Annotated in this window: 24 protein-coding genes, 1 tRNA gene and 1 pseudogene; 17 read left to right on the plus strand and 9 right to left on the minus strand. The window is 68.4% G+C overall.

Annotation, left to right across the window (positions count from 1 at the left end; genetic code table 11):
• Positions 1-17: 17 nt before the first annotated feature.
• From ACZ60X_RS36425 to ACZ60X_RS36450, 6 genes are all read left to right on the plus strand, one after another.
• A complete protein-coding gene (locus tag ACZ60X_RS36425; RefSeq protein WP_469608094.1) occupies positions 18-521 on the plus strand; it encodes a TFIIB-type zinc ribbon-containing protein in 504 nt (167 codons plus the stop codon).
• A 203-nt stretch (positions 522-724) separates the two neighbouring features.
• On the plus strand, positions 725-1,873 hold the full coding sequence (locus tag ACZ60X_RS36430; RefSeq protein WP_469608096.1) for a hypothetical protein: 1,149 nt from the start codon (positions 725-727) through the stop codon (positions 1,871-1,873).
• 486 nt (positions 1,874-2,359) lie between these two features.
• Positions 2,360-3,298: an ABC-three component system protein gene (locus ACZ60X_RS36435; RefSeq protein WP_469608099.1), complete on the plus strand. Its 939-nt coding sequence runs from the start codon at positions 2,360-2,362 to the stop codon at positions 3,296-3,298.
• The gene (locus ACZ60X_RS36440; protein WP_469608101.1) at positions 3,295-3,561 is read left to right on the plus strand and encodes an ABC-three component system middle component 6; all 267 of its coding nucleotides are present in this window, start codon (positions 3,295-3,297) and stop codon (positions 3,559-3,561) included. The genes ACZ60X_RS36435 and ACZ60X_RS36440 overlap by 4 nt, the downstream gene beginning before the upstream one ends.
• Complete coding sequence (locus tag ACZ60X_RS36445; RefSeq protein ID WP_469608104.1) at positions 3,539-5,296, plus strand: ABC-three component system protein; 1,758 nt, start codon at positions 3,539-3,541, stop codon at positions 5,294-5,296. Before ACZ60X_RS36440 ends, ACZ60X_RS36445 begins: the two co-directional genes overlap by 23 nt.
• 197 nt (positions 5,297-5,493) lie before the next feature.
• The gene (locus ACZ60X_RS36450; protein WP_469608106.1) at positions 5,494-6,255 is read left to right on the plus strand and encodes a DUF6292 family protein; all 762 of its coding nucleotides are present in this window, start codon (positions 5,494-5,496) and stop codon (positions 6,253-6,255) included.
• Positions 6,256-6,703: 448 nt separating this feature from the next.
• On the opposite strand, the gene ACZ60X_RS36455 is transcribed toward ACZ60X_RS36450, so the two are convergent.
• Positions 6,704-7,135, minus strand: a complete 432-nt coding sequence (locus ACZ60X_RS36455) for a hypothetical protein (RefSeq protein WP_469608109.1) — start codon at positions 7,133-7,135, stop codon at positions 6,704-6,706.
• Between the two features lie 320 nt (positions 7,136-7,455).
• On the opposite strand from ACZ60X_RS36455, the gene ACZ60X_RS36460 reads away from it, so the two are divergent.
• A complete protein-coding gene (locus ACZ60X_RS36460; RefSeq protein ID WP_469608112.1) occupies positions 7,456-9,318 on the plus strand; it encodes a hypothetical protein in 1,863 nt (620 codons plus the stop codon).
• 584 nt (positions 9,319-9,902) lie between these two features.
• On the plus strand, positions 9,903-10,331 hold the full coding sequence (locus tag ACZ60X_RS36465; RefSeq protein WP_469608114.1) for a GNAT family N-acetyltransferase: 429 nt from the start codon (positions 9,903-9,905) through the stop codon (positions 10,329-10,331).
• An 88-nt stretch (positions 10,332-10,419) separates the two neighbouring features.
• On the opposite strand, the gene ACZ60X_RS36470 is transcribed toward ACZ60X_RS36465, so the two are convergent.
• Both ACZ60X_RS36470 and ACZ60X_RS36475 read right to left on the minus strand, forming a co-directional pair.
• A tRNA-Met gene (locus ACZ60X_RS36470) sits at positions 10,420-10,496 on the minus strand.
• A gap of 49 nt (positions 10,497-10,545) precedes the next feature.
• A complete protein-coding gene (locus ACZ60X_RS36475; RefSeq protein WP_356317676.1) occupies positions 10,546-10,749 on the minus strand; it encodes a cold-shock protein in 204 nt (67 codons plus the stop codon).
• 390 nt (positions 10,750-11,139) lie between these two features.
• On the opposite strand from ACZ60X_RS36475, the gene ACZ60X_RS36480 reads away from it, so the two are divergent.
• A complete protein-coding gene (locus tag ACZ60X_RS36480; RefSeq protein ID WP_469608118.1) occupies positions 11,140-11,400 on the plus strand; it encodes a hypothetical protein in 261 nt (86 codons plus the stop codon).
• Between the two features lie 233 nt (positions 11,401-11,633).
• Here the strand turns inward: ACZ60X_RS36480 and ACZ60X_RS36485 are convergent.
• Positions 11,634-11,903: pseudogene (locus ACZ60X_RS36485) on the minus strand (SOS response-associated peptidase family protein); the annotation flags it as partial.
• Here ACZ60X_RS36485 and ACZ60X_RS36490 point away from each other — a divergent pair.
• Complete coding sequence (locus ACZ60X_RS36490; RefSeq protein ID WP_469608258.1) at positions 11,863-12,165, plus strand: hypothetical protein; 303 nt, start codon at positions 11,863-11,865, stop codon at positions 12,163-12,165. The pseudogene ACZ60X_RS36485 and the gene ACZ60X_RS36490 sit on opposite strands and share 41 nt — an antisense overlap.
• 79 nt (positions 12,166-12,244) lie before the next feature.
• On the plus strand, positions 12,245-12,916 hold the full coding sequence (locus tag ACZ60X_RS36495; RefSeq protein ID WP_469608120.1) for a hypothetical protein: 672 nt from the start codon (positions 12,245-12,247) through the stop codon (positions 12,914-12,916).
• A gap of 71 nt (positions 12,917-12,987) precedes the next feature.
• Here ACZ60X_RS36495 and ACZ60X_RS36500 read toward each other — a convergent pair whose 3' ends face one another.
• From ACZ60X_RS36500 to ACZ60X_RS36510, 3 genes are read right to left on the minus strand one after another with little or no spacing between them, the layout of a single operon-like run.
• On the minus strand, positions 12,988-13,716 hold the full coding sequence (locus ACZ60X_RS36500) for a hypothetical protein (protein ID WP_469608123.1): 729 nt from the start codon (positions 13,714-13,716) through the stop codon (positions 12,988-12,990).
• Positions 13,717-13,723: 7 nt separating this feature from the next.
• The gene (locus tag ACZ60X_RS36505; protein ID WP_469608125.1) at positions 13,724-14,281 is read right to left on the minus strand and encodes an RNA polymerase sigma factor; all 558 of its coding nucleotides are present in this window, start codon (positions 14,279-14,281) and stop codon (positions 13,724-13,726) included.
• A gap of 23 nt (positions 14,282-14,304) precedes the next feature.
• Positions 14,305-14,505 (minus strand): hypothetical protein, encoded by a 201-nt coding sequence (locus tag ACZ60X_RS36510; protein ID WP_469608128.1) that lies wholly within the window; start codon positions 14,503-14,505, stop codon positions 14,305-14,307.
• A gap of 488 nt (positions 14,506-14,993) precedes the next feature.
• Here ACZ60X_RS36510 and ACZ60X_RS36515 point away from each other — a divergent pair, with 488 nt between their 5' ends.
• Complete coding sequence (locus tag ACZ60X_RS36515) at positions 14,994-15,266, plus strand: hypothetical protein (protein ID WP_469608130.1); 273 nt, start codon at positions 14,994-14,996, stop codon at positions 15,264-15,266.
• A 350-nt stretch (positions 15,267-15,616) separates the two neighbouring features.
• Here ACZ60X_RS36515 and ACZ60X_RS36520 read toward each other — a convergent pair whose 3' ends face one another.
• Positions 15,617-18,322 carry an ATP/GTP-binding protein gene (locus ACZ60X_RS36520; RefSeq protein ID WP_469608133.1) on the minus strand — a complete coding sequence of 902 codons (2,706 nt, stop codon included), beginning with the start codon at positions 18,320-18,322 and terminating at the stop codon, positions 15,617-15,619.
• Between the two features lie 135 nt (positions 18,323-18,457).
• On the opposite strand from ACZ60X_RS36520, the gene ACZ60X_RS36525 reads away from it, so the two are divergent.
• Positions 18,458-18,784: a hypothetical protein gene (locus ACZ60X_RS36525; protein WP_469608136.1), complete on the plus strand. Its 327-nt coding sequence runs from the start codon at positions 18,458-18,460 to the stop codon at positions 18,782-18,784.
• A gap of 60 nt (positions 18,785-18,844) precedes the next feature.
• Here the strand turns inward: ACZ60X_RS36525 and ACZ60X_RS36530 are convergent, their stop codons facing one another.
• Entirely contained in the window at positions 18,845-20,656 is a 1,812-nt protein-coding gene (locus ACZ60X_RS36530) for a zeta toxin family protein (protein WP_469608139.1), read from the minus strand.
• A gap of 764 nt (positions 20,657-21,420) precedes the next feature.
• Between ACZ60X_RS36530 and ACZ60X_RS36535 the strand changes: the two genes are divergently transcribed.
• The 4 genes from ACZ60X_RS36535 (at position 21,421) to ACZ60X_RS36550 (ending at position 26,253) form a co-directional block, all read left to right on the plus strand.
• Positions 21,421-21,816, plus strand: a complete 396-nt coding sequence (locus tag ACZ60X_RS36535) for a hypothetical protein (protein ID WP_469608142.1) — start codon at positions 21,421-21,423, stop codon at positions 21,814-21,816.
• A gap of 260 nt (positions 21,817-22,076) precedes the next feature.
• Entirely contained in the window at positions 22,077-22,598 is a 522-nt protein-coding gene (locus ACZ60X_RS36540) for a hypothetical protein (protein WP_469608144.1), read from the plus strand.
• A gap of 142 nt (positions 22,599-22,740) precedes the next feature.
• The gene (locus tag ACZ60X_RS36545; RefSeq protein ID WP_469608146.1) at positions 22,741-25,224 is read left to right on the plus strand and encodes a helicase associated domain-containing protein; all 2,484 of its coding nucleotides are present in this window, start codon (positions 22,741-22,743) and stop codon (positions 25,222-25,224) included.
• Between the two features lie 222 nt (positions 25,225-25,446).
• Positions 25,447-26,253 (plus strand): hypothetical protein, encoded by an 807-nt coding sequence (locus ACZ60X_RS36550; protein WP_469608149.1) that lies wholly within the window; start codon positions 25,447-25,449, stop codon positions 26,251-26,253.
• Positions 26,254-26,947: the final 694 nt, after the last annotated feature.

Here is a 26,947-nt window from a genome sequence, read left to right on the forward strand (position 1 = left end):
GCCAAAGGACGAAGCTGATGCCCCTGTATCCCCCGTCGCCCCAGGCCCTGTACTCGTACGACGCGGAGACGCATACCGCCACGTGCAGGACCTGCTGGATCTCCGAGGGCAACCTGGGGCCGGGGGAAGCCGGGCCATGGCATGTCGGCCACCAGGGCCAGTGCACGGGCGCTCCCACGGATCGGCCGTCGGCGACCGTCCTGTCCTTCCGTCGGCCTGCGACCGGCGCCCCGGACCCGTCCCCGCAGGACATTCCTGATAGCGGGCAGCCGGCTTGCCCCGAGTGCGCCACAGCCATGGCCCCGATGGAGTTCGACGGGTTCGACTTCTTCAAGTGCCCGGCCTGCGGCCGTCGTTCCTTCTGCTCGGACGACTATGACGACTCCGAGCTCCCGTCGTACTTCCAGGAAGAGGACGGGGTGGTGTTCGTCTACCACGGGACGGGGGAGGTGGACGTCGAGGCGACGGCCGAGCTGGCGGCGCAGGACGCCGCCGACGAAGGCGAAGGCGAGCAGTGGTGACCGTGGCTGCGCCTTCTCCATACGCCACCGTGCAGTGGGCTCCATTCTTCGATACCCGTCACACCCGACGTCCTCACGCACCGGATGGCCGGGACGATCGTCCGCGCCGCAGGAGCCTGACCGCGGCGACGGAAGGTAGCACGAGGAAGCGGCGCACTCTTACTCAGTAACGTGCCCGAGTTCGCCTGTGCGAGCCTGCGTTCATGACCGATGAACAGCCCACGGCCGAAGAGTTCTTGGCCTGGTTCAGCACGAACGACGCCCGTGAACGGATGCAACGGATGCAGCCGCTGCTTGACGTGATCAGCTCGTTCTCCGTGTCCGAAGGCGGCACCGAGGTGAGCTACGAGAGCATCCTGAGCGAGTTCGGCTCCGAGCGAGGCATGGCGTTCCTGGACGACATGCTCCCCGCCTTCGCCGCATCGGTCGTTCCGCCGCAGGAAGTCCACGAGGACGCGGCCCGGCTGCCCGCGGATCTTTCCGACGCCGAGCTGCGCAGGGCCGCGTTCGAGGTGGTCTCGCACGCGACCCAGAACGTCGGGCAGAGGCGGATCCAGGCGGCCCTCCAGGCGGGTGTTAAAGGCGACCCCGACTTCCCTCACCCGATCCCGACCCTCCCCGAGCACCAGGTCCTCATGTTCCTGACGAACGGCGCCGAGTCGGCGGCGGCGGCAAACGCCCTGCTCGACGCGTGGGCCTCGACCACGGCACTGGCGCAACTGCGGCATCTCCATGAGACGCAGGCTCTCGCGGCCTGGCTGGTCAACGGGACTGAGGGAACGATGGAGGCGCGTGCATTCGCACTGACGATGGACACGATCGACATCTTCGGCAAGGGCGAGGATCACTGGTATCAAGCCGCCAAGACTTCCGGGGACCCTCGGCTTCGCAAGAACGCGCTCCGGTGGCGAAGGATCAAGGCGACGTTGCAGAGCGCGCTGGATGCCCTCTGGGTGCAGCGTGGCTACCCCCGAGTGGCGAAGCCAAATCGCCAGCGGTTGTTCGATACGCATTTCACCGAGGTCGGAGGCTATCCCGCATTCGCGATGCTCTCGAACGCCGGCGGGCACCCCAGCCTGATGCAGCACATGCTGCTGTACGGGGACCTTGAGTCTGGCAAGTTCGCCTACGACTTCGACGGGCTGCACGTGCAGCGCGCGTACTGGATCACGCAGGTCGGTGCGGTCTTCCTCAGCTTGTTGGATCTGGCCGCGCCCGTGCTCGGCTGGACGGACTGGGACGAAGAGGCTTCGGCCCTGCGCGCCAGGTTCGATCCTGTTGCTGAAGAGGCGGCGCGTCGCTACAGCGCCCTCATCGACGACGCGATGAGCAAACGGTCAAGCTGGGCATAGCCAGCCGCGCGGTGTTCCCGGTCGGATGCATGGCGGCCGCGTCGCCAGGTCCTTCACCCAAACGCCTGGACATGCGATAGCCCGCGCTTGTGGCCGCGACGTTTTCGTGGGATGCGATGACGTACGGCGTGGAGCCGGGATTCACGACGGATTGCGAGACCTCCCACAATCGTGCCGCCGCTGCGCTGGAGCCGCTGTGGTCAAGCGGTGCGTGCTGTCGCTGATGCTCCGGTAGCCCACCGCTGCCTGACCGGTGCGCAGAGCGCGGATAACGCTGTGGGCCTGTGGGCGGAACAGCACCTTGCGATGCGAGCGAAGCGGGACCCGCCGAACGGACCGGCGAGTGCCGACTCCTGCACCATGCAGGAGCAAGGCATCTGTGAATTGGTCCCGAACGGGGCCGGGCCGCGGGCGGCGGGGGTAGGCGCTGCGCGGGACTGTCTCGGATGATCTCGGGGAGCTACTGTGTGTCGCGGGGAGGGGACTATGCGATACGAGCAGCGGATGTATGCGCGGCTGAAGTTCTTGGAGCTGATGGCTGAGCTGTATGAGTCTGCGTTCGAGGACTTTTTCCACCGGCTCATGTGCGCGCGGTACCCCCAGTTTCTGGATGTGCGTACGCATGGCCGGCTGGGTGACCAGGGTGCGGATGGTCTCCTGCTGTACGACCGCAAGCTGTATGCCTGTTACGCGCCGCAGACCGTGGACGCTTCAGAGATCAAACGCAAGATCGATTCGGACGTCGCGAAGGCGCTGCGCAAGCGTGGTAGTCAGTTCGACGTGTTCGTCTTCGTACACAACGACCGGCGGGGGATGCACCCCGAGGTCGCCACTGTCCTGTCGGACGTGCAAGACGCCCACCCCGAGCTGCGAGTAGAGCAAATGGGCGCGCGGCGTCTGTGGCATGAGTGCATCCAGCTGGAACTGCCACTTGTGGAGGACGTGCTGGGCTGTGAGGTCCCGATTCATGCCGTCGTGCACGGCATCGGCATGGATGATCTCGCGCCTCTGCTGAATCATCTGCGCGACCACCGCAGCGCCCCGGATCCGCTGATGCAGCTGCCCGAGGTCGATCCGGGCAAGCTCGACTTCAACAGTATTCAGGGTGAGGCACGCGAGGGGCTGCTGCGGGGCATGCGGCACAGCCACCTGGTCGACGCCTTCTACGACGGCAAGCTTCGTGCCGTGGAGCACGACGAGGTGGCGCAGGGCTTCCGCCTGTACTACGAGCAGGTATGCCGGGAGTGGTCGGATCCGGAAGACGTGCTGTGGCAGCTGGAGATGTACGTGCTGGGCAATGGCAGCGCGCCTCCGCGTGTGCAGCGGGCCACGTGGGTGGTCCTGGCCCACTTCTTCGAGCGCTGCGACATCTTCAAGGCGCCGCCCGCCGGCTGGGAGAACTCCACGATTGGGGTCGTGGCATGATCACCCCGACGAAGGGCATTGCTCCCGACCGGTGCCTGCTCGCGGTCGGCGCTCAGGTTCTTCTCCAGTTGGAGGAACCCCGCTCTGTCAGCCAGGCGTGGGCCCGGCTGAAGTCATGGCGGGCGGAGCACGGGCACCCCTCGCCGGTATCGTTCGGCTGGTTCGTGCTGGCGCTGGATGTGCTCTTCAGCATGGGTGTGGTGGAGTTGCGCGGGGACGTGCTGGTGGCGAGGAGTGCGCATGCTGCGGCGCTTGAGCGCTGATGACCCTCGGTTCAAGCCCGCCGACTTCACGCCGGGCCTGAACCTGATCGTGGCGGACCGCACGCAGGGCTCGTCCGACACCGACAGCCGCAACAGCGCCGGCAAGTCCAGCCTCATCGAGCTGATCCATTTCCTGCTCGGAGCGCGGGTCACGAAGAAGTCCCTGGTGGCCAAGAAGGCGGTGCGTGACATCACCTTCGAACTGCAGATGACATGGCCGACGATCGAAGCCGACCTGCGCGTGTGGCGTAAAGGAAGCCGCCCGTCCGTCGTCCGCGTCGCGCCGGACATCACCGCCACCGAAGACCTAGACCTTGGTCTCTGGTCGGACTTTCCTGGTCCGGCCGATATCAGCGCCGAGGAATGGACGCGGCTGATCGAACGGGAGCTGTTCCATCTGCGCTCCGATCACGCCGGTGTCAGTGGGCGGACGATGCTGTCGTTCCTGGCCCGACGGGTGTCCTCGCACGGCTTCAATGAGGCAACGCGTACGTTCGCGCGGCAGTCCGAAGCCGACGCCACCACGAATCTCGCCTATCTGCTCGGCCTGGACTGGCAGCTGGCCGACGGCTACCGGCAGCTCGCCGCGCGCAAGGCAACCCGCACCCAGCTCCGCAAGGCCGTAAACGACCCCGTATGGGGCAGGATCGTCGGCACCACGGCTGATCTGCGTGGTCAGATTACTCTGGCCCAGGCCCAGGTGGATCGTCTCCAGGCGCAGATCGCGGAATTCAGGGTCGTCCCCGAATACGAGCGGGTCAAGGAACAGGCCGATGGGATCGCCCGGCAGATCAAGCAGCTCGCCCAGGACGACGTGATCGACCAGAGCAACCTGGAGGAGCTGCAGCAGGCCGTCAACGAGGCCGCGGACGTGGACACGGAGTACCTCGAGCCCGTCTACCGAGAACTCGGGATCGTCCTCACCAACCAGGTCCGCCGCCGTTTCGAGGACGTGCAGACCTTCCACCACTCCGTCGTACGCAACCGCCGGCGCTTCCTCGAGGCAGAAATCGCCGAAGTGACCGCCCGGCTGGAGGGCCGCCGAACCGAACGGGCCCAGCTCGGGGAGGAACAGGCACGCCTGCTGCGCATCCTCAACGACGGAGGCGCCCTGGAAGCGCTGACCGCACTGCAGCAAGCACTCGCCCGCGAACAGGCCACCCTTGAGGCCCTGCGTCACCGGTATGAGGCAGCGCAAACGCTGGAGGCCAGCGCCCGCCAGATCACCGCGCAGCGGCTGCAGTTGCAGCAGGCCGTCACCACCGACCTCGACGAGCGCGTCGAGCAGACCGCCGAGGCGACACTGCTGTTCTCCCGGTACGCGCAGCGGCTGTATGGACAGGGCCGCGAAGCCTATCTGGCCATTGAAGCCGGCCCCAACAGTCTGCAGGTGCGGCCGCACATCCACAGCGACGACAGCCGCGGCATCGGCAACATGGTCATCTTCTGCTTCGACCTGACCCTCGCCGTTCTCGCCCACCGTCACGGCCGCGGGCCCGACTTCCTCATCCATGACAGCCACCTCTTCGACGGAGTCGACGCACGCCAGCTGGCCGCCGCTCTCTCCCTGGTCGCCGACGTCACCCGGGACGAAGGCCTGCAGTACGTCGCTACCTTCAACAGTGACGACCTCGACAAAGCCACCCGCCTCGGCTTCGACCCCGCCCCCTACGTCCGTGAGCCCCACCTCACCGACGAAATCGACACCGGCGGACTGTTCGGCTTCCGTTTCTGACCCGAACGCGTCGCGTCGTCACTCCGCTTGGATGGACGCGTCAAGGACGAAGCCAATGCCCCAGCACCCCGGGCGCCGGACTCGTGGGCCGTGGAGCGCAATCAGCCTTCGTACCCAGGACCGGGCGCCACCTGGAAGGATCGGCAGCACCACCTCGTCGAAGGAGGCCTCACTTGGGTTCTGGAACCAGCCCACAGATGTCAGCCGAACTGTCCCGTCTCGCGGGGCACTACGCTGCCGCCGTCGCCGAGGCGCTCCTGGCGGAAGGTCTGCCGGTCACTGGCATTCACACCTGCGGCCCTTACGACGACCCGGACAAGCCCTACCTCGATGTCGAGGCCAGCATCAACTTCACACAGTCATTCCAGGACCAGTACGGCGGTGATTGCGGGCTCCACTGGGAAGGCACGTCCGGCTGGTGCTTCTACCAGGTCACCGATGGAAGCGACTACCTGAAGGGAGCCCGCTGGCTCGGCGCCGGGCTTCTGCCCGAGCCGCAGCGCGTCGCCGCGTTCCTGGACACCGTACGGCTTGCCCCCGACCAGGCCGGCAGCATCGAAAGGCCCTACTACCGGCAGGAAGGGCAAGGATTCCCCGACCTTCTGGCGCGCCTTCGCCACCACCTGCCGACCAGCCGAATCGTCCCCAACCCTCACGCTCGGGTCGAGACCGCCCGGACCGACGCCTACGTGCAACGGGTAGAGGCGGCACTGAACAACACCGCCCCGGACCCCCTCGTGCAAGTCCCCCTTCGGCAGGGGGAACTCATAGCGCTGCTGCACCTCCTTGAATACACCGAGAGCCACAACAACCCCTTCGGCAGATTTCTGGCCGCGGACATCAAGGCGCGCACCGGCCGCTCAGCCTCAGCTGAACAACTCCAAGACGGCGCCGTACAAGAGGCCGCACGACGAAAACGCCGACGCGAACACCGACGCGGACCCGACGCCCCGGCCTAACGCACGACGCGTGACCCGCATGGGCCGGGAGTCGTTGAGTATGGCGTCGCGCCCTGAACATCCGCCCCCCCGCGGATGCGCGAACCTCGCGAGGGCCCGGAACCGCCAGCGCCTGGCCCCGGGCCCTCACCCCGTTCTGAACTACGAACGCCTCCCCGTGGGTATGGACGCAGTTGACGCGCTGCCTACGATGTCTGCGTGACAGCCCGCCGCACCCTTGGCGCCGGCCCCCGGGCCCCGCACGGCATCCGCGCCGCCCAGGCCGACCTTCTCGACGCACTTCCCGAAGTCCGTCTCCCCGACCTGGACGGGTTGCGGGCCCGCGGCGTACTCGGCGCTCACCCGGCGGCGACACCGGCCCCACGAAGGACCCTCGGAGCCGGCGGCCGCGCCGGCGAAGAACGGGAGTGAGTGGAAGTGAGCCCCGCCGTGTTGGCGGGGCTTCGCATCATGACGCACCTGTACTGACGGTGTTGGCCTCGTCAGCTCGGACGGCCGCCCTGATCAGGTGGGCGTAGTCCTGGTCGTCGAGAAGCAGCATGATGCCGAAGGTCACTGCCCAGGCAACCTTGATCTCCTCGGTCAGTTCATCGCCGTACTGCCTGTACAGCTCGCGGTCCAGATAGTCCCTGTGCATGGTGAGCAGTCGGGACTCGGAGCCTTCCTTCTGGCTGGCTGCACGCTCGGCGCATCGCAGGAACGTGGAGTAGGTGGCGGGTCCGAGCAGATCTCTGAGTGTTTCGAGCTGGTCGTAGGCGGCTCGCAAGCGAAGGGGCCAGGCGCGGCAGGTTCCGAAGTGTTCCTCGAGTACCCGTGTGAGGTCGGCTCGTCGGAGGAAGCGGTCGAGTAGGACGTCTGTCATGTCCCGCTGATAGAGCATGGGCGGGTTGCTTTGGGGGATCTCCGCCGCGTGCCGAGTCGCGGTTCACTCGCTCGGCGTGGCGGTGATCGAGCAGAAGTTTGTGGCCGCATGCTGGCGGACCAGCGGTCCTTGTCGGCGTGGCGGGTGGAACGGATGGAGCCGTCGGGCTAGTTTTCTCGCGCCTGGCCTCGGACGCGGCCAGTTCTGGATGCTCGACCCGACCACGCGGCATCGTCAGAGAACCAACGTCGTGAACCTTTTGTCGGATCCTGCAACTGTTGAGATGCGCCTTCGTTGCCCAGGTCGGGGGGCTACTCGGAGGAACACGCATGTACTGCATGGATCAGCTCAGCAACGCCGTCTGCCAGCTCACTGGTGAGTCCCTGGAGGACGTCCGACGCCGTCTGAGCAGCCTCGACCGCTTCGATCAGCTCGTTCCCTCGCCTTCAGGGGAGCAGGCCCTTCTGGAGGCGGTACTGGTCTCCGCTCTCGGCAACGTGGATGGTCAGACACGGCCGTTCGGCGTCAGGGAAGCCAAGCCCACGGAGGGTGGGCTGGTTCTGCGCCTCGAGCGACGTGCGGACGTGCAGTCCCTGTTCGGGATGTTGCCCTGCCGCACGAAGAAGGGACCGTGGCGTGGCGTACGTGGACTGACCGTGCAGATGGACGGTGCGCGTCTGCGCTTCGGTCTTCGACCCTGGGCATTCGAGGCGTCCTGGCGCTCCCCAGCGCCGGCCGTGTGGGTGACCGGACCGCACGGTGAGGATCTTTCCGAGCTGCTGGCCGCCCACACCGATCAGGTCACGGCATCCGGTCACGTCGTGCAGTGGGATCCGCTGCGTGAAGAGCGAGGGCCTGGACGCCGAGAGCCAGTGGAACGCAGTCTGCTGCGCCGGCTCGTCGTTTCTTGCACGATGGGCAGCGCCCTGCTGCGACGCCCGCGCCTGTGGGACAGCCTCACCGGGTACGTGGGTGTGCGGCTGAGCACCGAGATGGCCGATCACGGGCTCGACTGGTTGATCGAACGCCAGGTGGCAGGTGGCGGATTCGACGAGGACCGGCTGATCGAGGTACTCGAGGACCGCATCGTGGGGTGCGGGCTACGCCTGCTGGACCACACATGCGGGCCCGAAGAATGCACCGTGCGGATGGCACCCCTCCGGTCTTTCGGCCACGGCCTGCTCACGATTCGCAGCAGTCGTGTGCCGGCGGCCTGGGCCGGCTCGATCCCTGGCCCACGGCCGTTGACAGCAGTGGGTGATGGTCGAAATGCCAGCCGACCCCAGCGCGCAGAGCACGGCAAGGAGCCAGACGGTCCGAAGCGACCGTGCATCGTCCAGCTCCTCGACGCGCCGAACGGCGGCCTGGGGCGGGACCACCTGATCAGGGTGGCCGAGCGCATCGCCGCCGCCTGGGCTGCCCGCGGCCGGGCAGTAGGTCTCCTTCTCGTGGAAGGAAGCAGCATGGGCCTCTTCCGCGAGCCGCGCCGCACAGAGTGGCCGACAGCCACACTGCCGAAGGCGGCCAGCACCTGGACACGGCTGCGGCTCGCTCCCCCACCTGGCCAGCTGTGGTCGATGACGGTCCCCAACACCGGCGACGCGATCGGCGCCGCGCTTCAGCATGCTCCCCGCGGCTTCGACGAGGTGTTCCTGATCGGCGCCTACGACGGCTGGATGCAGGAGGTGACGTCCTCGAAGTGGGCCGCCGACCTGCGGATTCTCGTGCATCACGCCCGGCCCTTCCAGCGCCACATCCCGTTCCCTGGCAAGACCACAGGTAACACCACGCGAACAGACGATGGCGTACCGCTGACACCGGTCGAGTCGGCCGTCCTGTGGCGGTCGGAGCATTTGGGCCGGTCGGTGTGCGCCCACCCCCTGAACGGGATGCTGCTTCTCACCGAGTCCGACAAGGCTGCCGCACCGGAGGAATTCGACTTGGCCGTCGAAGAGCAACTGGCGCGCTACGGCACGCCCGTGCTGGGCCGCTTCCCGGACCATGGTCTGATCGTTCGCGGCCCTGGGCACAGTGACCATCCCCCCACCGTCCTGGACCCGCAAGCCGAACCCCTCGACCATGCGAACATGGCGGCCGCAGCCGACGCCCTTCATCGACGCCTGTGGGGTGACCTGCCCTCCACAGCAGCACGGCAGAGCGTCCCGACGGTGACCCCGGACGTGCCGAGTTTCTCCTCATAGTGCGGCAGATGGTCGGCCCGGCGGCGGCCAGGAGGCTTGAGAAGCGACTACAGAGGCGCACACCTGGCGCGGCTTCCCAACCTGAAGGACCGGGAGAAGTACGGCGCTTGGCCTACTCGAGCAGGGGCCAGGACGCTACCTGCCGGTTCAGCAGTCGGCCCGGCTGAATGTCGCGTCCATGGCGGCGCTGGGCCGTCGGCCGCACACAGGCAGCTCTTCCCCGGACGGAACTGCGGAAGCAATACGGCTGTTGTGTGCCCAAAACAGTTGGTCCGTCGTTGTATGGGACGCCCGCACCACGTAAGGGACGGACTTGATCGCAGACGATGAGAGGAAATTCGGTGCTTGCCATTCGCACCGCACGCCGCGGTGAGAGCAAGGATCTCAACCGGCTGTCAGACATTGCCATAGGAGGTCGCCCCTCCTTGCGGCAGCCGGAGGATCAGCGGCTTGGGACGCTCGTGGATCGTTATGGTGGCGAGTTCTCCGTGCGCCCCTTCGGCCAAGTGCGAGCCGTGGTGGCCGAGAGGGAGTCGGCAGGTGGACCATGCGGGCTGGCTTACGTGACTCCCCCGGTTCGCTTGATGCGCCAGCACACCGAGCAGGGACGTTCGGCGATGCGTGCTCTGGCCCGGATGCTGGCAGAGATTGACTTGCTGGCCGTGGATGCCGACGTCCGACGGCAAGGAGTGGGCAGTGCACTCCTTGAAGAGGCCGAGGGATGGTTGGCAAACCGGGGGTGCCGCGTGGTGATGGCGAAGATCGCCCGGGGGGAGTACGGAGTGATGCGCTGGTACCGCCAGCGCGGATACCTGGTGGCAGCGCAGGGGGAGCCGTTCCGGGTGTGGCTTCCAGGCCTCGAGCTCTGCTGCGACGACGGTGATGACGGCTACCAACTGGCGCTGAAAGGGCTGGGCGTCTCGCTACGTCGAGCCCGACACGGAGCGGGCACATTCGTTACGGTCGAGTCTGGCCGGCGCAGCACCAGCAGTTCGGCTCTCGCGGAGCGGTAGAACAGGTCGCGACAACACTGCCCAGTGGTCGGCTGCTCGTCCGGCTCGGCCAACGCAGAAGGGGCCCGCGCCTGCGGGCCCCTTCTTCTGGTAGCGGGGACAGGATTTGAACCTGCGACCTCTGGGTTATGAGCCCAGCGAGCTACCGAGCTGCTCCACCCCGCGTCGGTGATGCCACTCTACATGGTGGATCATGCGGGACTCGGGTAGGGCGTCAGCCGCCGCGGACGATGTTCTCGGCCTGGGGGCCCTTCTGGCCCTGGGTGACATCGAAGGTGACGGTCTCTCCCTCGACCAGTTCCCGGTATCCGTTGCCCGTGATGTTGGAGTAGTGCGCGAAGACGTCGGGTCCGCCGTCCTGGGCGATGAAGCCGAAGCCCTTCTCGGCGTTGAACCACTTCACAGTGCCGCTGGCCATGCTGCTGTCCTTCGTTCTCGCTGGGAAGCCCCCAGCCGGTGAGGTGGGGGCCTTCCAAGGCGAAGGCACCCGGCGTTCGTCTTACCCAGCTCGCAGCCCGGTTATCCGATCATTACCTCCGGCGGGCCGCTGTGGCCGGTACCTGGCGTTGTGTACATCACCGCTGACGGCGAGGCGTCTGAGCCCGCCCAGCGTGGTCGGGTGCTCGGGTCGATGAGTAGGTCGGCTCTCCTGGGTCGCCCGATTTCAGCCAGCCGCCGCAGACAGGTATGGCGCCCCTCAGATGGGCTCACAGCGTGTCAAATGCCTGGTCAGGCTGTGCGATTTGGGTGATGATCTGCGTCCCGGGACTGTGATGCCCCTTTCGGCCCGGGGTGATTGGAGGCTGGCATGGCTCAAACCGGCACCCACAGCTTCGTAGCGGCCCACATCGTGCGGGTCGGCGACACCACCACGCTCATCGCCCTGCCGGACTGGCACCATGGCCAGATCCTCGTCCCCGTCGACACCATGCTGCTCATGCAGGTCACCCGGTGCTCCCGAGCGGATCTGCCCGGCATGTGGCTGACCGTTGGCGCGCGCCTGGATGCCGTCCTTGATGCCGACCTGGACCTGCGCGGCTGGCGGCCCTGGAAGGAAGAGGCCGCCTGATCGCAGCCCGGGCTGCAGGTCTGATTGGCTTCGCTCGGGCCGCGGCCGCCTGCGCCACGTCGGCCAGCACCGCTACGCCACATGAGCCCACCGGCGAGCGCCGAGCCGCACTTCCCCGCAGAGTGGGAGCGGAGCCTGTCCGGGGCCCATCGCACGTCGTCCCGGGCAGGCCACAAGCCGTGAGGCGCGAGCAGCCGGGTTCTCCATGGGGGCGCCGCGCAGCTCGGCGGTCGCTACTGATGGACCTCTTCGAGCAGCTCAGGGCCGTTGTTCCGGACGTTGTTGACGGCCGTGGAGACGGGGCGAGCGTCAAGGTGGCCGCCTGCGGGCTGGTCCAGGAGGGCGCGTAGGTCGTCGGGGTCCTGGTGGCGGGGGTCGAGCCAGGCGTCGTAGTGGTCGGGGGTGAGTGCGAGCGGCATGCGGGGGTGGACGCGGCCGGCGGCGTCGGTTGCCTCGGTGGTGATGATGGTGCAGGTCATCAGCCAGGCCGTGGGGTCGTCGTTCGTCTTGTGGTCCCAGCTGGAGCTCAACGACCTCTACGAGCGCGTCGGCGGCACCGTCACCTCCCGGTGGGTCCAGCGGGAGGCCTCCGACGGTGCCGCCTGGACCGCGGAGGAGATCACCGTCAGCATCGACATCCCGGGCGTCGGTCTCGTTGAGGCGACCACCGACTGGTACGAGGGCCTGGCGATGTATGGGCCCCGTGACGAGCTCCCTCTGACACGCGCCCTCAACTCTCGTCCCAGCGAGCCTGCGCGCACCTGAGCGCCTGGGGCTGAGCGGTAGGAGGACCTCTGGATGGGGGAGCATGTGCCCAGTTGTCGCCTGCCCGTGAGGGGTCGCCATGCGTTCCATCCGCCGCGCCATTCCGCCGGTGTTGCTCTCTTGCCTGCTGCTGGCGGGCTGTTCGAGCGGTTCCTCCTCCGGGGCGGACACCTCGGGGAAGGACGGAGCGTCAGCGGCGGGGCCGTCGGGCACGGCCGTACCCGCGGGAGCGGCGAAGATCCCGGTGGGTGCGGGTCCTCAGACGACGTACACGGTGCAGCAGCAGCCGCCCGCGGGCAGCTGCAAGTACCGGTATGAAAAAGGTGAGCCGCTGCCGGATTTGAAGTGCACGCCGGGCGCCACCTCTCCGGCGGTGACCCAGGCGAATCTGGCGTCGACGATCTGCCGCAAGGGCGGCTACACCAAGGGGGTCCGCCCGCCGGTGGCGATCACTGGGAAGGAGAAGCGACTGAACGCCGCCTCCTACGGAGTGACCGGCAACCTCAGCGACGACGAGTACGACCACCTGATTTCGTTGCAGCTCGGGGGCGACCCGAACGACGCCCGGAACCTCTGGGTGGAGCCGGCTGACCCGGGCCACAAGCCAGGCGGCGGGGTCAACAACAAGAAAGACCCGGTGGAGACGAAGCTGCACACGGCAGTCTGCTCCGGGAAGATCACTCTTCAGGCGGCGCAGCAGGCCATCGTCACCGACTGGACTACCGCTTCCAGCCAGCTCGGTCTCGGTTGACAGGCGGATCGCGTGGCGTCTTGTGGCTGCGCGCAGGGCGAGATCGCCGGTGCCACCCACCGCCACCTCGCTCAGCATGCTGCTGCGAGGGCTTCGAGCCGCCCGGCCAGGGCGGGATCCGGTTGCGGTACGAGTCCGTAGTCGTCGTCGCAACTCGTGGGTAGGTGTTCGACCGCATCCCGCAACACGCCGTCTCTGCAAGGGCAGTCGCGGTGGGGGGCTACATCCCGCACTGTGGATTTACTCGGCTGGAGAAGGTACTGGTCGGACTCGGCGTTGAGCCGGCTGATCTGTTCTGCCCAGTGTGCGGCGTCGCGTGTCTCGCCGCGCCGCAGGTGAAGGAGGTAGAGGCAGTAGGCGGAGGTGGCGTTGCCCGCGCCGGCGGCGAACTGCCACCAGAACTGGGCTCCTTCCTCCTGTTTGGCCAGATCGAGCAGGCAGGCGAGGACCAATGCGCCGTCGGGTTCGATACGCCGGTCGTTGACGAGGCGGGCTACGAAGGAGGGCGCTTCGTGGTCGTGGATGACGACGATGGACAGGGCCTGCAATTCCGTGGCCGCCTGGGCGTGAGCTGGTGCAGGGCGACGGTCAGCGGCTTCTTGCGGACGGGGCAGGGGGCTGTCGCCGCAGCGGCGCTGGGCGAGGACGTGCGGGAGCCGCAGGTCGAACAGGCTCTCCCAGCGCAGGCGGGAGACGTCTTTCGCGAGGCGCTGGCGGGCTTTTGCCGCGTCGTAGTCGTCATAATCGCCCTCCAGGACGCGGGCGTCGGCGAGAACCTGTTCAAGGGATTTCAGCTGCATCGGGTGGTCACTCCGCATCGTCGCAGTCGGCTGTCGGGTCGAGGGTCAGATCAAGGTCTTTGGCCAGCTTCCGTTTGGCGTGCCGGGCCTGTGAGCGCACGGTCGCTTCGGTGACGCCCAGGATGTGGGCGGTGTGCTCGCTGGTGTAGCCGAGCACGTAGCGCAGCACCATGACGTCGAACTGGCGCTCGGGCAGGCGGGAGATGGCCGCGTACAGGCCCAGTGCGCTTTCCATGTCGGCGAGCTGGTCACGCACGGACTCCAGGGCGGCGCGGTTGACGCGCGCGAACACCGCGGTCTCCACGGTGGCTGGGGCGCGGCCCTGGAGGCGGAGTTCGTCGGCGATCCGCTCGCGCAGCAGGGCCCACGCGTAGGCCTCGTGGTTGGCGTCCTCCATCATGTCCGGCCAGCGCAGCGCCAGATCCATGAAGGTGGTGTGGACGAGTTCGCCGGCGGAGCGCTGGTCTCCGAGCTGGATGTGGGCGTATTCGAGATAAGGCCGGTAGTAGAGGTTGTGAAATCCCCAGAAGGCGGTGGGTAGTTCCGTGGTCATCGTGCGGATCACGCGCTGAGGCTGGTGAGGGCTGGTCACCGTCGGCTCCCCTTCTCCTCGGTGCCGGCCGCAGCATCCGTGGCCAGGTAGGCGGTGCGCTGCTCGGCCAGGGACTCGGCTCCGATGCGTACGCTCGCGCCCAGCAGGCGCCGGATGAGCGTCCGGGTGCCGGGGCCGAACACGCGCAGCGCGGTGACCGCCGAGAGGGCCAGCGCCAGGTCGGCTACGTCTTTCACGGCTAATGAAGTCCTTGTCATCGGCAGGCGGTGCCTTGCCCCCCTCAGCGGGCACCGGAGAGCCCTGTCGCTCTCGGAGATCAGCCAATCGATCAGGGCCACCGTTCGTGCAACGAGCCCTCAAGGAATCTTGCGGGCAGTCAACCTCCGGTTACTGATGGCAAGCTCTGGCCCCCGGGGGCGCGTGGCGTGGCCCCGCACCACCAAAGTGCACTCTGAGCAGCGACGGGATCACAGGCAGCTACCGGAACTCGCCGCACGGTGGATCCTTGCGCGGCATCGGCAGAGCGATCAGCCGTGACGCGGATCACATGACCGGTGCGCAGGCGAAAGGCGCTGCGACCGAACCGCGCCGAGGGACCGCCTACGTCGGCCGTTGGCTCGGGGGTGTGTCCATGGCAGTGTCTTCCCGGCGCAGGTCTGCGGTGTGTAGCCCGCGATATCGTGGGGGTCTGATGAGCACCGCACATGATCTGGGGGAGTCTCGCGTGGCCGAGGACGACATCACGCAGAGGGAGATCGAGGCGCTGACCCGCCGCCTGGAGGCGGTGGAGGACCGTGCCGAGGCGCTGCAGGTGCAGACGGGCGGGAATTTCGCGGCGGTCATCGAGGGCCAGGCGGCGTTGCGTCGTGAGGTTCGTGATGGGTTTGCCAAGGTCGGCGCCCGTTTTGATGCCCTTGAAGAGAAGATGGACCGGAACCAGGCGCAGATCGTTGAGCTGCTGACTGCGCTGGTGGGCAAGAGTCCGGACGCAAGCTGATCATGCTGGTGTTGGCTGCCGCCTCGGGCCAGGATGCGGAAGCGTTTCGTGCAGGACGTCCGCTTGCGGGGTATACCAGGCAACTGGCGACGATCCGTGAGCAGCAGCGGGCGCCATTGGGGAGTGTTGATTCCCTCGCCAACGCTGTCGGTAGGCCCGGAGACCGGTCGATCGCCCAGCGCCTGGACACGATCGAGCGAGTTCTGTTCGCTCTCGCGCGTGCGCAGGGCGTCGACCCGGACGCCCTCTGAGTCTGCCTGCTTTCACTGTGGCCCGCGAACACCTGGTGTGTTCGCGGGCCACAGCCCTATATGTGCTGGTCAGGCGTTTGTCGAACAGGCTGCCGCGGTTCACGACGGGCGGGCATTCAGGTGGCGCTGACGCTCGTCGATGAGGGTGCGCCACCGGTTGCGTACGGCGTCCTCGGTGTCGAGCCAGGTAGTGGTGGAGGGCTGGGGAAGCGGTTGACCGGCCATGAAGTGGGCGATGTCCACGTAGTAGGCGAAGTCACCGGTCGCGGTCATCTCGCGGAGGCGGTCGATGGTGGCAGCAAGGTCGTCCTGTGCGCCGCGTACGGCGTGGTGGAAGGCCAGGGCAGTCGTCAGCAGCGGGACGAGCCAAGCCAGGCCGGTGACGTCGATCTGGGTGCGCAGGACGGCGGCGCGGTCGGTGACATCGCGGTCGGTGCCGGCGTCGCATACGAGACTGGCGACCTGGGCGAGCAGGGTGGTCGCGCGCTGGTCGAGCGGTTCGAGGAGCTGATAGGCGAGGGCGAGTTCGTCGTCGGCACGGACTGGGTCGGAAAAGGCGCAGGCCAGCGCTAGGCGGGTTTGGGCGATGGCTCGCTCGCCGGGGGCATCGTGCTCTTCGGCCTCGGCACGCGCGTTCTCGAAGGCGACGATGGCGCCTGGGAAGTCACCCTGCGGCCAGCGGATGTCGCCCAGGACTCGGTGGTGGCGGCCCTTCCAGCCCAGGGTCGGAACGGCGGCGAGGGCGCTTGGGAAATCACCGCGGATACGGGCGAGGTTGGCCATGCCACGGCGAGCGCGCGGGGCGAGCCGGCCGCCGGCGTCGGCGACCTGACGCATGCCGTCAAGGGAGGCGGCCGTGCGGCCGAGATCCTTGTGAGCCTTGGCCCGGTAGTACAGGGCCAGTTCGGTGAGTTCGCCGGACAACGCGCCGGTTGCCAGCACGGCGGTGAGCCGTTCGGCCGTGCGTTCGCGGTGCTCGTGCTGGCGCCGCGCGATGGCGTCGAGAAGTTCGGCCAGGGCATCGGCGGGTGTGTCCGCCTCCGGCTGCTGGCTGGCACCGGGCACAGGCCTGGAGGTGCGAGCAGGCGGGGCGAGGGGCTCCCAGACGGAGTCGTCGGTGTAGGCGAAGGCGGCATCGGTGAGCCAGGTGAGGTCGGCGAGGTGATGGGCGCTTGCCAGGCGCAGGCCCTGGCGCAGGCACGCGACGAGCAGGGCCCGGCTGGAAGTGCGGGCGTCGGCGTCCCGCCACTGCCGGCCGAGGGCGGCGAGTGCCCGTTCAGCGGCCTGGTGCCAGTCGGCGGGGGTCCAGCGGTCCTCAGCGTGGTCGTCGGCGGTGCGCAGCGCGGTGCGGATGGCGCCGTGCAGGTGGTACGGCCAGATCGCGTACGGGTCCTCGCTGACCATCGGCCGATCGACGAGCCGGCGGGCCGCCGACTGGTGGGTGAGGCCCGCGGCCCGGGTGGCCAGGTCAAGGTCCCACGCGTCCAGAAGGCTGGCACTGCGCAGGACGTGGCGTTCGTCGGTGGTCAGGTCGGAGAGCGTGCGGGCGATGAGCGCGGGGAAGGTGTGGTCGAAGTCCTCCACCGAGGGAGTACGCCCGGTGCGCCGGATCTCCAGGAAACGTGCGACGGCCAGGTCCAGGTGCAGCGGCAGGCCGTGCGAGCGCGCGGTGATGACCGCGCGGATTTCGGGGCTGATCAGCGGCTGGCCGTCCTGGGTGGTCAGGCGTCGGGCGAGGTAGGCGTCGCAGTCCTGCTCGGAGAAGTCCCCGATCAGGTGCTGGCGGCTGCCCTGCCCGGCGGTTTGCGCCGGCTGCCCAGCGGGGGTGGCCAGGCCGGGCCAGGCGGCCGGGCCGGTGTAGTCGAGCTGGCCCTGCAAGGCGGGATCAGCCCAGGGCAGGCGGTTGCGGCCGCTGATGATGAAGAGGCAGTTCGGCATCAGCCACACCAGACGCTGCAGCAGCCGCTCCGTGTCGCGGTGACGGTCGCCGGTGTCCTCGAACGTGTCTAGCAGGATGACTGGCACCACCGAGTGCTTCGCGGGCAGGCGGCTGATCTCCCAGGCGAGCAGGTGCGGATAGTAGGAGAGCGCCTCCAAGCTGGGTTCGGCCTCGAGTAGATCGGCGGTTCGCGCGCAGCCGGCCAGGGCCCGCGCCCGCTCACGCCGCTCGCGCAGAGCCGTGACGAGCGCCGATGCGACCTGCCCGGCCGCCGAGCCGACCAGGCCGGGAAGTTGCAGCGCACTGACCGCCTCACTGACCGCGCCCTGCACCTGCTGCGGCAGCATCGCCCCGAACCTGCCCACGAGGCCGGTGCGCCGGACGTACTCCTCCAGCGGCTCTCCGGGATGTTGCGCATCCCAGTACCGCCGCAGCGCCAGGTCGAAGCTGGGCAACGAGCGGCCGACTTGGGCCGCGAGGGCGAGCCGGACCGTGAGGAGCACGCGTTCGAAATCCGACCCGTTCGATGCAGAGCGGGAAAGGTCGATGCGGATCGGCAGGATCTTCTCGCCCGCCCAGGCTGGCGCGCCCCACTGTATGGGCCGCTGTTCGGCCGTGGTGAGCGACGTCTCCACCTTGCGTAGCAGCGTGGACTTGCCCACGCCGCCCACCCCGTGGAACACGATCACGTTATTACGCGGGGCTTCCAGGTCCTCGACGTCGAAGCTGGGGCCGGCGATGTGCCGCAGGTGCTCCTCGATGGCGACGGCGACGAGGTTCCATTGGAACTGGCGGTTCGTGAACGCCTCGTCGCTGCCCACGGAGTTGGGGTCATTGCTGCTGAACAGCGCACGAAGGTCGGCCATGGACGAGTCCCCCCGGAAGTGATCACCTACGCCCCAAATCTATGCCGCGTACCGTGGCCGATCACAGCCGCAGTTCAGCCCATCAGGGAAAATGATCTTTTCTCTGATGATTGCCAACCTTGAGGTGGTTGCCCCATGCATGACTCCGCATCGCCGTCGTCCCCCGACCCGCAGCGCCCGTCGGGGCCAGCATCGGGCCCGGAAGGCGTCAACGCCGTCGGGTACGAGGCGGCGCACGAGATCGTGGGTACCGTCATCGCCTGGTACAGCCGGGCGCTGCTGCTCGCGCGACGCGCTGGCGACCAGCAGCGCCTTGAAGAGCTGAAGGCGCAACGGCAGAAGTGCGTGGAGGACCAGCACCGGCTCCAGGACGCCGGGCCCGAGGAGACCACGCGTATCGCCACCGATTACGCCACACGTCTGCAGGAGCTGGAAGCCACCGAGCCGCGTCCCGAGGCATAGCAGCAACGGACGCCGTGCCGCACGCCCAGAACCGGTACAGACTTCGGGCCGTACGGCAGATCAGGCGGGCACGGGCAGCGCGGATACGGGGGCGGAGGCGCCGAGCTGGTGCGGACGCTGGGCGGGCATCAGCGGGCAGGCCAGCCCAGCGATCGCCACGAGGTCGTCGCGGTACTGCGGCATCGCCGCGTGCAGCCAGCGCTGGTTCGCCCAGAACTGCGCGGCCTCCTCTGCGGTGTAGGGGCGGTAGTGCTCCCCGATCACGGCGAGGTCGCCGGCAGGGTTCCGGTCCCAACGCCCGTCGTCGGTCAGGTGGTTGCGGTACAGGAGGTGGGTGTCGCGCCGCATCACCGTCACCTCGTCGACCGCGGCCATCTGCTCGGCCAGTGCCACCGTCGCGGGCAAGACGGCGAAGCTGGCGTTGTGCCCGGCGGACGTGGTGAACCGCGGGGTCCCGTCCAGCTGACTCACCTGGGCGTAACGGATGGCCGTGCCCTGGCGGGAGTCGGCCTCGCGGACCGCCAAGACCACCAGCCCCGTCCGGTAGCCCGCCTGCCGGTCCGCAGCGGCGCGGGCCACGAACTGGGCAGGGTTCTCAGGGGTGATCTCGACGACCATGTTCCCGCGGCTCCGGCGTACGTATGCCTCATACCAGGCCTGCCATGTTCGGTAGTCGCGACGGATCCGTGCCGAGGCCGTGCGCGGCTCCTCGCGCAGCAGCCGCAGGTAGTCCGGATGAGCCGTCTTGAAGATCTCGCCCGTGATGTGGGACGGATCGCGGAGGCTGTTCAGGATCATCCGGGCGGCCCGCGACTTGCCCGCGCCTGGCTGGGCCAGCACGTAGATGACGACCGGCTGTTCCTGCGGGGTGATGGGCCCTTGGGACGGCACGATCAGCTCGTCGTAGATCCACTTGTGTTCCTCGACGGAGAGCTGGTGGTAGTCCACCCCGGGCGCCTCCCTCCGGGGCTGCGCGATGCGCCGGACGGGCTCGGCCAGCGCGGCGGCGCGCTCAGAGGTGCGGCTCAGCGCAAGCGCCCAGTCCTCCGGCAGCGCGGGGTCGGCCAGGCGCCGCTCGGCGTCGGCGAGCTGACGGCGAACCCGTCCCGTCTCCGCGGCGCTCCACGGCCGTCGCCACTCGGCGAGCACCGCGTCTGCCGCGCCTGCCGGGCGGAGCAAGCGCCCATGGGGGCCGAGTTCGTTGGCGTAGATGACGTCCAGCGCCGTCTCTGCGCCGCGTCGGATGACGAACACCCGGTGCGCCAGGTGCCTGGTCTCCACCGCGGCGAGGGTCGGCACCAGAGCGTCGGCGCACGTGTCGTGGTTGTCCCAGGAGACGTACCGGGGGGCCCGGCCTTCCTGGACAAGGCGAAGGTCCCGCTCCAGGGTGCTGGACTGGCTGATCGCCCACGACACGGCCAAGGCCACGACCTCCACCCATCGGCCCGCTTGCCGGTCCGCAGCCACACCGGCGAGGAACTCCTCCGGGCGGGACACCGGTACCTCCACCACCGCGTCGTAGCAGCCCTCGCGTACCCGGGCCTCCACAACGGCTTGCCACCGGTACGTCTCCGGCCGCACCCGCACCCCGGCAGTGCGCACGTCCTCGGCAAGGTGCTGGCTGTAGCGAGGGTGGACGTTCTTGTAGGTGTCGCGATCCACTCGCACCGCCCCACCCCGCGCCATCAGCGCAGCGTGCACGAGGTCGATGACCGTGGTCTTGCCGCTGCCCGGCTGCCCCAGGACGTACACCACCACTGGGCGGGTCTGGGGAACTGCGCCTTCCAGAACGCTGGGCAGGACGGTGTTGGTGAGGATTTCCTCGGACCAGTCGCCGACCGGAGCTACTGCACGAGACGCGGCAGAGGCCACGTCTGGAAGCTGTGCCGGGGATGCCGCCGGACCGGGACGGTGCGCCGAGCTCACGTACTCCTCCAATGTGCGTGCACTGAAGACTGAAGACGTCCCGAGTGAGGGGATTCACCCTTGTCAGCTCAGGGTGGCAGCGTGGCCGGGGATGGCCTTCTCCGGAGACTCACCAGCAACAGCCGCACCTCTATTATGCAGAACTTAACTATGCATAGTCAAGGTCTGCATATCTTGACGGTCAGGCGGCACCACACCCGCCCCGTCGACGACGGCAACGCCGCAACGAAGACCGCGGACGCCTGCGACGACAGCCGACCCCTTGAGTGGACCGCCGCCTTGGGGTCGAGTGTTCGGGAAGGTCACCACACCCTCCCGCCCCGGAGGGCATCCCCCGTCACCCCCGAAAGAGTTCGCAACCGGGCCTCCGATCAACTCCCCGCCCGACAACGGCCAGGACGGTTTCCGGCCATATCGGCGCGGTGCGTGCGACGCACGCCAGGGAGGGTGGCGACATCCAGGGGAGCGGCCACTTCCCGCTCGGCCTGCGCAGCTACAAGGCGACGAACGACCCCGATCCTTCTGCAAAGTTGGGTCCAGTCAGGCAAAAATGAATACTCCGAATATGCAGTCTCTAGACATGCATATCTAAGATCTGCAATATGGAGTTGGAGGCGTTGTTCGCACCGCTCCCCACCGGTGGGACGAGGGCGTCGCCCGCCTCGCCATCCGCGCCGGCACCTGCCCTAGACGGAAAGGACACCGACCCTATGCCGACCACCCAGACCGCCCCGGACCCCGCCGACGTCGTCGCCGAACTGATCCGCGACGCCCGGAACTGGGCCACCAGCCACTTCACCTCCGGCGAGACGGTCGGCCGGTTCACCACCGTGGGCGGCGCCACCGTCGAGGTCCAGGCTGTCGCCAAGATCGCAACCAAGCGCTACCCGAGCACCGACCGCACCGTCCAGGTCGGCGCGGTCGCCTCCTGCTCCGGCCACGGCTGCACCAGCCCTCTGCACGAGCAGCCGCTCACCAACGCGGTGCCGCTGGACGACAGCGCCGACAAGACCGCAGAGGCCGTAACGCCGCTCGTCCAGGCCGCACGCGAGTGGGCGCAGAAGCACGCGGAGAAGTGCCGTGCCCAGCCCTACACCGGCCGCTGACCTCGGAACCGCTGTGGCGGCGGCCGACGTTCCCCTCCCGCGGCCGTCGCCACAGCACCCCGCCTCTGCCGATCTCCTGATCCACAGCGGCCGTCGCACCTGTGACATCGCGTTCGCCGTACCACCGTGCACTGAGACCCGCCCGTTACGAACCCTGGAGTGTCCGCGTGACGACCTGTCCCACTCATCAGCACACCGCGCCGCCCCGGCCTCAGACGCCCTTTCGCCGCGACCAGCAGCCGGGCGCGTGCAAGAACTGCATGAACCGGCTCGGCACCGACGGCGACCGCCGAGCTCACTACTGCCCGTGCTGCGGGGAACGCCTCACCATCGGGTGCCTGGGCACCCGCCGGGAGCCGGCCCACTGCCCCCACTGCGGACGCATCGACGCCGGCACGCTTCGTTTCCTGCCGGAGGAAGACCCGATCGCCGACCTGTTGGCCGGGAACCTCGAGCCGTCGGCCGAGTTCACCGCGAGCCAGCTGGCCCGGGCCACCTTCGGCGACCAGGTCGCCTTCCACATCAGCTGGTCCTGGCAGGACCGCGACACCCATCATGGCCAGCTCACCGTGCGCGGCCGCGAGATCCGGATGCGACTTCGCCGCGCCGACCAGGTCTTTGAGGCCGCCACCCCCTGCACCGCCGGCAAGTGCCGCGGCCGCCGCTGGACCCCCGTTGCCACCACCACAGACCTGCTCGCCCTGCACACCCACGGCCCCAGCAGGGCGACGTCGCCCTGCGACCGCTGCGGCCCCAACGCGCCCGCCCGCCGAACCTACTGAGGAAGGGGACGCCCCCAAGGTGCGGCCCCCTTCAGCCCGGACTGGAACCGCGGCCGTCACCAACAACCTTCCTGGGAGTGACGGACACCGCACCCTCCCGGCTGAGACCATCACAAGCGACATTGCAGAAAGGCACGTTGGGATGCAGACACAGCCGCTCGTGGCCCTGCGCGAACACCAGACAGAGGCCGTCACGTCTGCGGTCCCGGCCCTCGAGGTCCCGACGGGCTCCGTCCTACCGCCGGACGGCCTGCGCACCCAGGTCATCCAGGCGACCGGCAGCGGCAAGACGTACGTCGCCGTGCACGTCGCCCAGGAACTGCGAGCCGCCCGGGTCCTGGTCCTGATGCCGTCACGGCCGCTGCTGACCCAGACCGCCGCCGCCTGGCGCCTCGCCGGACGCCCCGGCCCCGCCATCGGGGTGTCCTCACTGCGGCAGAGCGACGTCGGCTTCCCCAACACCACCAACCCCGCCGCCCTCACCCAGCTACTCAAGGACGCCGGCGACGGGCCGGTCACCGTCTACGGCACCTACGCCTCACTCGGCACGATCGAGGCTGCGCACCAGATGGGCCTGCAGCCCTGGGACCTGATCGTCATCGACGAAGCGCACCGCACCAGCGGCCGGATGGGCAAGCCCTGGGCGCTCGTCCACGACAACTCCCGCATCGCCGCCACCGCCCGGCTCTACATGACCGCTACCCCGCGCCTGTGGGCGGCCGGCGACGACAACGGCGAGACAGACACCGGCGAGAACGGCGCAGCCGGCGAACTCGTCGCCTCCATGGACGACGACCCGACCGGTACCTTCGGCGCCGTCTCCTACAAGCTCACCCTCTCCGACGCGATCGACCGCGGCATCGTCGCCCCCTACCAGGTGCTGTGCATCGAGATCCAGGACCCGCAGCTGCAGACGCTCCAGCTCGCCGCCGACGGCGACGCCACCGAGGCCGTACGCGCCGCCCGCCTGGCCGCCCTGCAGACCGCGGCCCTGAAGTCCGCCGTCGAGCACGGCTTCCAGCGCGTGCTGACCTTCCACTCGCGCCTCGACGAAGCCGAAGCCTTCTCCGACGGACTGCTCCGCACGGCCACCGCCCTGGCCAAGGAAGATCCCGAGCGCTACCCGCACCCCGACACCCTCTGGACGACCTGGCTGTCCGGCGACCACAAGGCCGACCATCGCGCACGCACCCTGCGCGAGTTCGCCGCCGACCGGGAAGGCCCGGCGTTCCTGTCCTCCGTCAAGGTCCTGGGTGAAGGCGTCGACACCCGCGAGTGCGACGCCGTGTTCTTCGCCGACGTCCGCGGCTCCATGCCCGACCTCGTCCAGGCCGTCGGCCGGGCGCTCCGCATGCACCCCGGTGAAGGCAAGCTCGCCACCATCGCCGTCCCCATCATCCTCGGCGCCGGCGAATCCCCCGACGAACTGCTCACCTCCCCCGCCTACGCGCCGCTCGCCAAGCTGCTGACCGCGCTGCGCGCCCACGACTCCCGCATCGTCGAAGCCCTCGCCTCCCCCAGTACACCGACCCGCCCCTCCCCCACCGACGGGCCAGTTGACGACACCGAGCCGGCCGCCGACACCCAGGACGACACGGACGAGGACGACAACGCCGACGACACCACCCGCGGGCTGCTCTCCTTCTCCACCGCCCACGACCCCCGCCAGATCGCCGCGTTCATCGGCATGCGCGTCCTCAACCCGGAGAAGGTGCACTGGCGCCGCGGGATCCAGGCCGCCACCCGCTACCTCGCCGAGCACGATGACCTGCGCGTCCCGTACAGCTACCGCACCCCTACCGACTGGTCCCCCGCCGATTTCCCGCTCGGCGTCTGGGTCGCCGACCTGCGCCGCTACTACCACGAGGGCACCCTCGACCCCGAGCGCATCGAGCAGGCAGAGAAGCTCGGCATGATCTGGTCCGAGTTCGACGCCGCCTTCGAAGAAGGCCTCGCCGCAGCCGCTGCCTGGGCCGCCGACCACCACGTCGGACTCGCCGCGCCCACCGACGCGATGCAGGGCACCTACCCCGTCGGCAAGTTCCTGAGCAACCAGCGCGCCGCCGCCCGCCGCGCCGAAGTCCTCGCCCACCACCAGGCGGAGGGCACCACCGCACCCGACAGCGGGACCGTGCCCCTGACCGACCGGCGGCGCCAGGCCCTCGAGGACATCGATCCGGGCTGGTGCCCGCCCTGGGCCATCGACTGGCAGCGGCACTTCCGCCTCGCCTGGCACCACCTGCAGACCGGCGGCGCCCTCACTGCGAAAGCCGGCGAAGTCGTCGTCGACGGCGCGGACATCGGCAAGTGGCTCGCCGCCCAGGGCCGTGCCTTCACCAAGCTGACCATCACCCAGCAGTGGATGCTCACCGGCATGCTCCACTTCACGCCCGCCCCCGCCCCGCGCAAGCTCACCCGCGCCGAGCAGCGCGCGCTGAACCTCGAGGCCGCCCGCCAGTTCCACGCCCGCGAAGGCCACCTCGACGTCCCCCGCTCCCATCGCGAAGCCGTCGACGGAACCGACGTCGGGCTTGGCGCTTGGATCAACAACGTGCGTGCACGGCAGGCTGCCCAGCCCGGCGACCTGAAGGATGCGCTGACCGCACTCGACATGCGCTGGTCGTGATGGAGCCGATCACAATGCGCGGGCACCCCAGGTGCGCACGCACCATCCCGCTGTTCTTCGGACCGCAGCGGCTCGTTCGGCCCCGCTCGGAGCTCGGGATTGGGCTCGAGCCCGAGAAATCGGGCCTGTACGCTCGACTCCCCAATTGGGGAGTCGAGCGGGACGCCGCAAAGCCGCTGATTCACAGAATGTGAATCGGATGCGCCGGGCAGACTCGACGTCATGGCACGCCCCGCCCGAAAGTCAGCCACTCCCACACGGCCACTGCAGAAGCACCGTGTTCGCATCGGCAGTCTCGACACCGCTGCCCTCGTCGGAGAGCTGCGCCAGCTGCACGAGGACGCGGAGGACCAAGAGGTCGACCGCATGCCGGCAAACGAGGAGTTGTATCGCGCTCTCCTCTATCTCGAAGCCCACGCTGGCGCGTTGAAGGACGAGGCAGCGCAACGTAAGGCCGCGATCACGCGCGTGAAGCTGTGGGAGTACCTCCGCGAGCAGGTGGACCTCCATCAAGCGAAGGCCATTGAAGACGCCCGGGCTGCGAACGCCGAGTGGAGCGAACTGGTGCCGGCACTGGCGGTGAATGCCCCCAGCGCGGCGTACAACAAGGCGACTCGCTTGCGTGCCGCCGCGCTCACCGACCCCTCCGGCGATGACCGGCCCCTACGACGCACACCCGAGGCTGTGCTCGAGGCCGAACGACACGCTGCCCTGCGCGCTGCGGCAGAGCGACGCGCGCAGGAGGAGGCCAGCCGCCGCTACGGACTCCTGGCACCAGTCGCCCAACGTTTGCTCGATCACCGGGCAGGCCTGGACGACGGCGCGGACATCACCTTCTGGCTGGACCAGATCGCCGCCGTTCTTCCTAGCTGCCAAACACCCACCCAGATGGTCAGCCTCAAGACCTACGTCGAGGCTGTGGTTCGAGAGTTGAAGAGAACCGAGCGCGAAGCCGCCCGCCCACCCGCGTCCACTACAGGGGCTCACCTCGCCTACGCCGCGGCCACGGCACTCCTCACGGAGTCATAGTCCCGAGCCGGGCAGTGTCCGGCGAACCCTCGACGCCAGGCCAGCCAAGGGTCCCGATGTCCGCCAAGGTGCTCAAGGGGCAAGGTGCCCACCATCCACCCGCTGGCTCGACCAACCTTGTATCTGTCGCGGGCAAGACCCACCCAACGTTCCTGCCTCAGCCACCGAACGGACGTAACGACCACGGATCGATGACCACGAAGGTACGGAGGTACCTGAGCTGCCTGGCCCCCAGGGCCGGGCAGCGGCACCACCCAGCGGCACCAGCCACGCCTCGCTGCTTGCATTCGTCACGACGGTGCCCCACCGAGACTCAGCACCGCTGCTGCTGACCACTGGCCGCAGTTGACCGAGGGCCCGCACGCGAAGCGAGCTTGGCTTCAGACTCACTGACCTCGAGGGTGGGCGTCCATCGGGCGGCAGCTCTTTAGTTAAGAGGCTCTCGGCAAAAAGGCCCGCTGACCTGCGGCTTTGTGAAATCTAATGTCGGTGGCCACCGACATTAGATGCTGTCGGATGTCAGTGGGCGCCTACATCCGCGTGCAAAACTTGCGTCCATCCGCAAGATCTGCACGAAACATGCGGATAGGCGCAACTCTTGCCCACGCCTCGGACTTCGCCGCCAGCCTCCTGTCGTCGGAGCGCCTGCCTGACGGCACGACACGGAGAGGAACCGCAATGTCGGCAGGCGCCG

This window comes from Streptomyces sp. NPDC104106, from assembly GCF_055584345.1.

What these genes read in the sequence shown, in the direction of transcription:
- ACZ60X_RS36445 (WP_469608104.1), top strand. Translation starts at nt 3,539, where the DNA reads ATGCTGCGGCGCTTGAGCGCTGATGACCCTCGGTTCAAGCCCGCCGAC.
- ACZ60X_RS36430 (WP_469608096.1), top strand. Translation starts at nt 725, where the DNA reads ATGACCGATGAACAGCCCACGGCCGAAGAGTTCTTGGCCTGGTTCAGC.
- ACZ60X_RS36500 (WP_469608123.1), bottom strand. Translation starts at nt 13,716, where the DNA reads ATGCAGCTGAAATCCCTTGAACAGGTTCTCGCCGACGCCCGCGTCCTG.
- ACZ60X_RS36535 (WP_469608142.1), top strand. Translation starts at nt 21,421, where the DNA reads ATGCCGACCACCCAGACCGCCCCGGACCCCGCCGACGTCGTCGCCGAA.
- ACZ60X_RS36460 (WP_469608112.1), top strand. Translation starts at nt 7,456, where the DNA reads ATGGATCAGCTCAGCAACGCCGTCTGCCAGCTCACTGGTGAGTCCCTG.
- ACZ60X_RS36435 (WP_469608099.1), top strand. Translation starts at nt 2,360, where the DNA reads ATGCGATACGAGCAGCGGATGTATGCGCGGCTGAAGTTCTTGGAGCTG.
- ACZ60X_RS36450 (WP_469608106.1), top strand. Translation starts at nt 5,494, where the DNA reads ATGTCAGCCGAACTGTCCCGTCTCGCGGGGCACTACGCTGCCGCCGTC.
- ACZ60X_RS36490 (WP_469608258.1), top strand. Translation starts at nt 11,863, where the DNA reads ATGATGGTGCAGGTCATCAGCCAGGCCGTGGGGTCGTCGTTCGTCTTG.
- ACZ60X_RS36480 (WP_469608118.1), top strand. Translation starts at nt 11,140, where the DNA reads ATGGCTCAAACCGGCACCCACAGCTTCGTAGCGGCCCACATCGTGCGG.
- ACZ60X_RS36475 (WP_356317676.1), bottom strand. Translation starts at nt 10,749, where the DNA reads ATGGCCAGCGGCACTGTGAAGTGGTTCAACGCCGAGAAGGGCTTCGGC.
- ACZ60X_RS36465 (WP_469608114.1), top strand. Translation starts at nt 9,903, where the DNA reads ATGCGCCAGCACACCGAGCAGGGACGTTCGGCGATGCGTGCTCTGGCC.
- ACZ60X_RS36455 (WP_469608109.1), bottom strand. Translation starts at nt 7,135, where the DNA reads ATGCTCTATCAGCGGGACATGACAGACGTCCTACTCGACCGCTTCCTC.
- ACZ60X_RS36540 (WP_469608144.1), top strand. Translation starts at nt 22,077, where the DNA reads ATGAACCGGCTCGGCACCGACGGCGACCGCCGAGCTCACTACTGCCCG.
- ACZ60X_RS36550 (WP_469608149.1), top strand. Translation starts at nt 25,447, where the DNA reads ATGGCACGCCCCGCCCGAAAGTCAGCCACTCCCACACGGCCACTGCAG.
- ACZ60X_RS36495 (WP_469608120.1), top strand. Translation starts at nt 12,245, where the DNA reads ATGCGTTCCATCCGCCGCGCCATTCCGCCGGTGTTGCTCTCTTGCCTG.
- ACZ60X_RS36520 (WP_469608133.1), bottom strand. Translation starts at nt 18,322, where the DNA reads ATGGCCGACCTTCGTGCGCTGTTCAGCAGCAATGACCCCAACTCCGTG.
- ACZ60X_RS36545 (WP_469608146.1), top strand. Translation starts at nt 22,741, where the DNA reads ATGCAGACACAGCCGCTCGTGGCCCTGCGCGAACACCAGACAGAGGCC.
- ACZ60X_RS36525 (WP_469608136.1), top strand. Translation starts at nt 18,458, where the DNA reads ATGCATGACTCCGCATCGCCGTCGTCCCCCGACCCGCAGCGCCCGTCG.
- ACZ60X_RS36425 (WP_469608094.1), top strand. Translation starts at nt 18, where the DNA reads ATGCCCCTGTATCCCCCGTCGCCCCAGGCCCTGTACTCGTACGACGCG.
- ACZ60X_RS36440 (WP_469608101.1), top strand. Translation starts at nt 3,295, where the DNA reads ATGATCACCCCGACGAAGGGCATTGCTCCCGACCGGTGCCTGCTCGCG.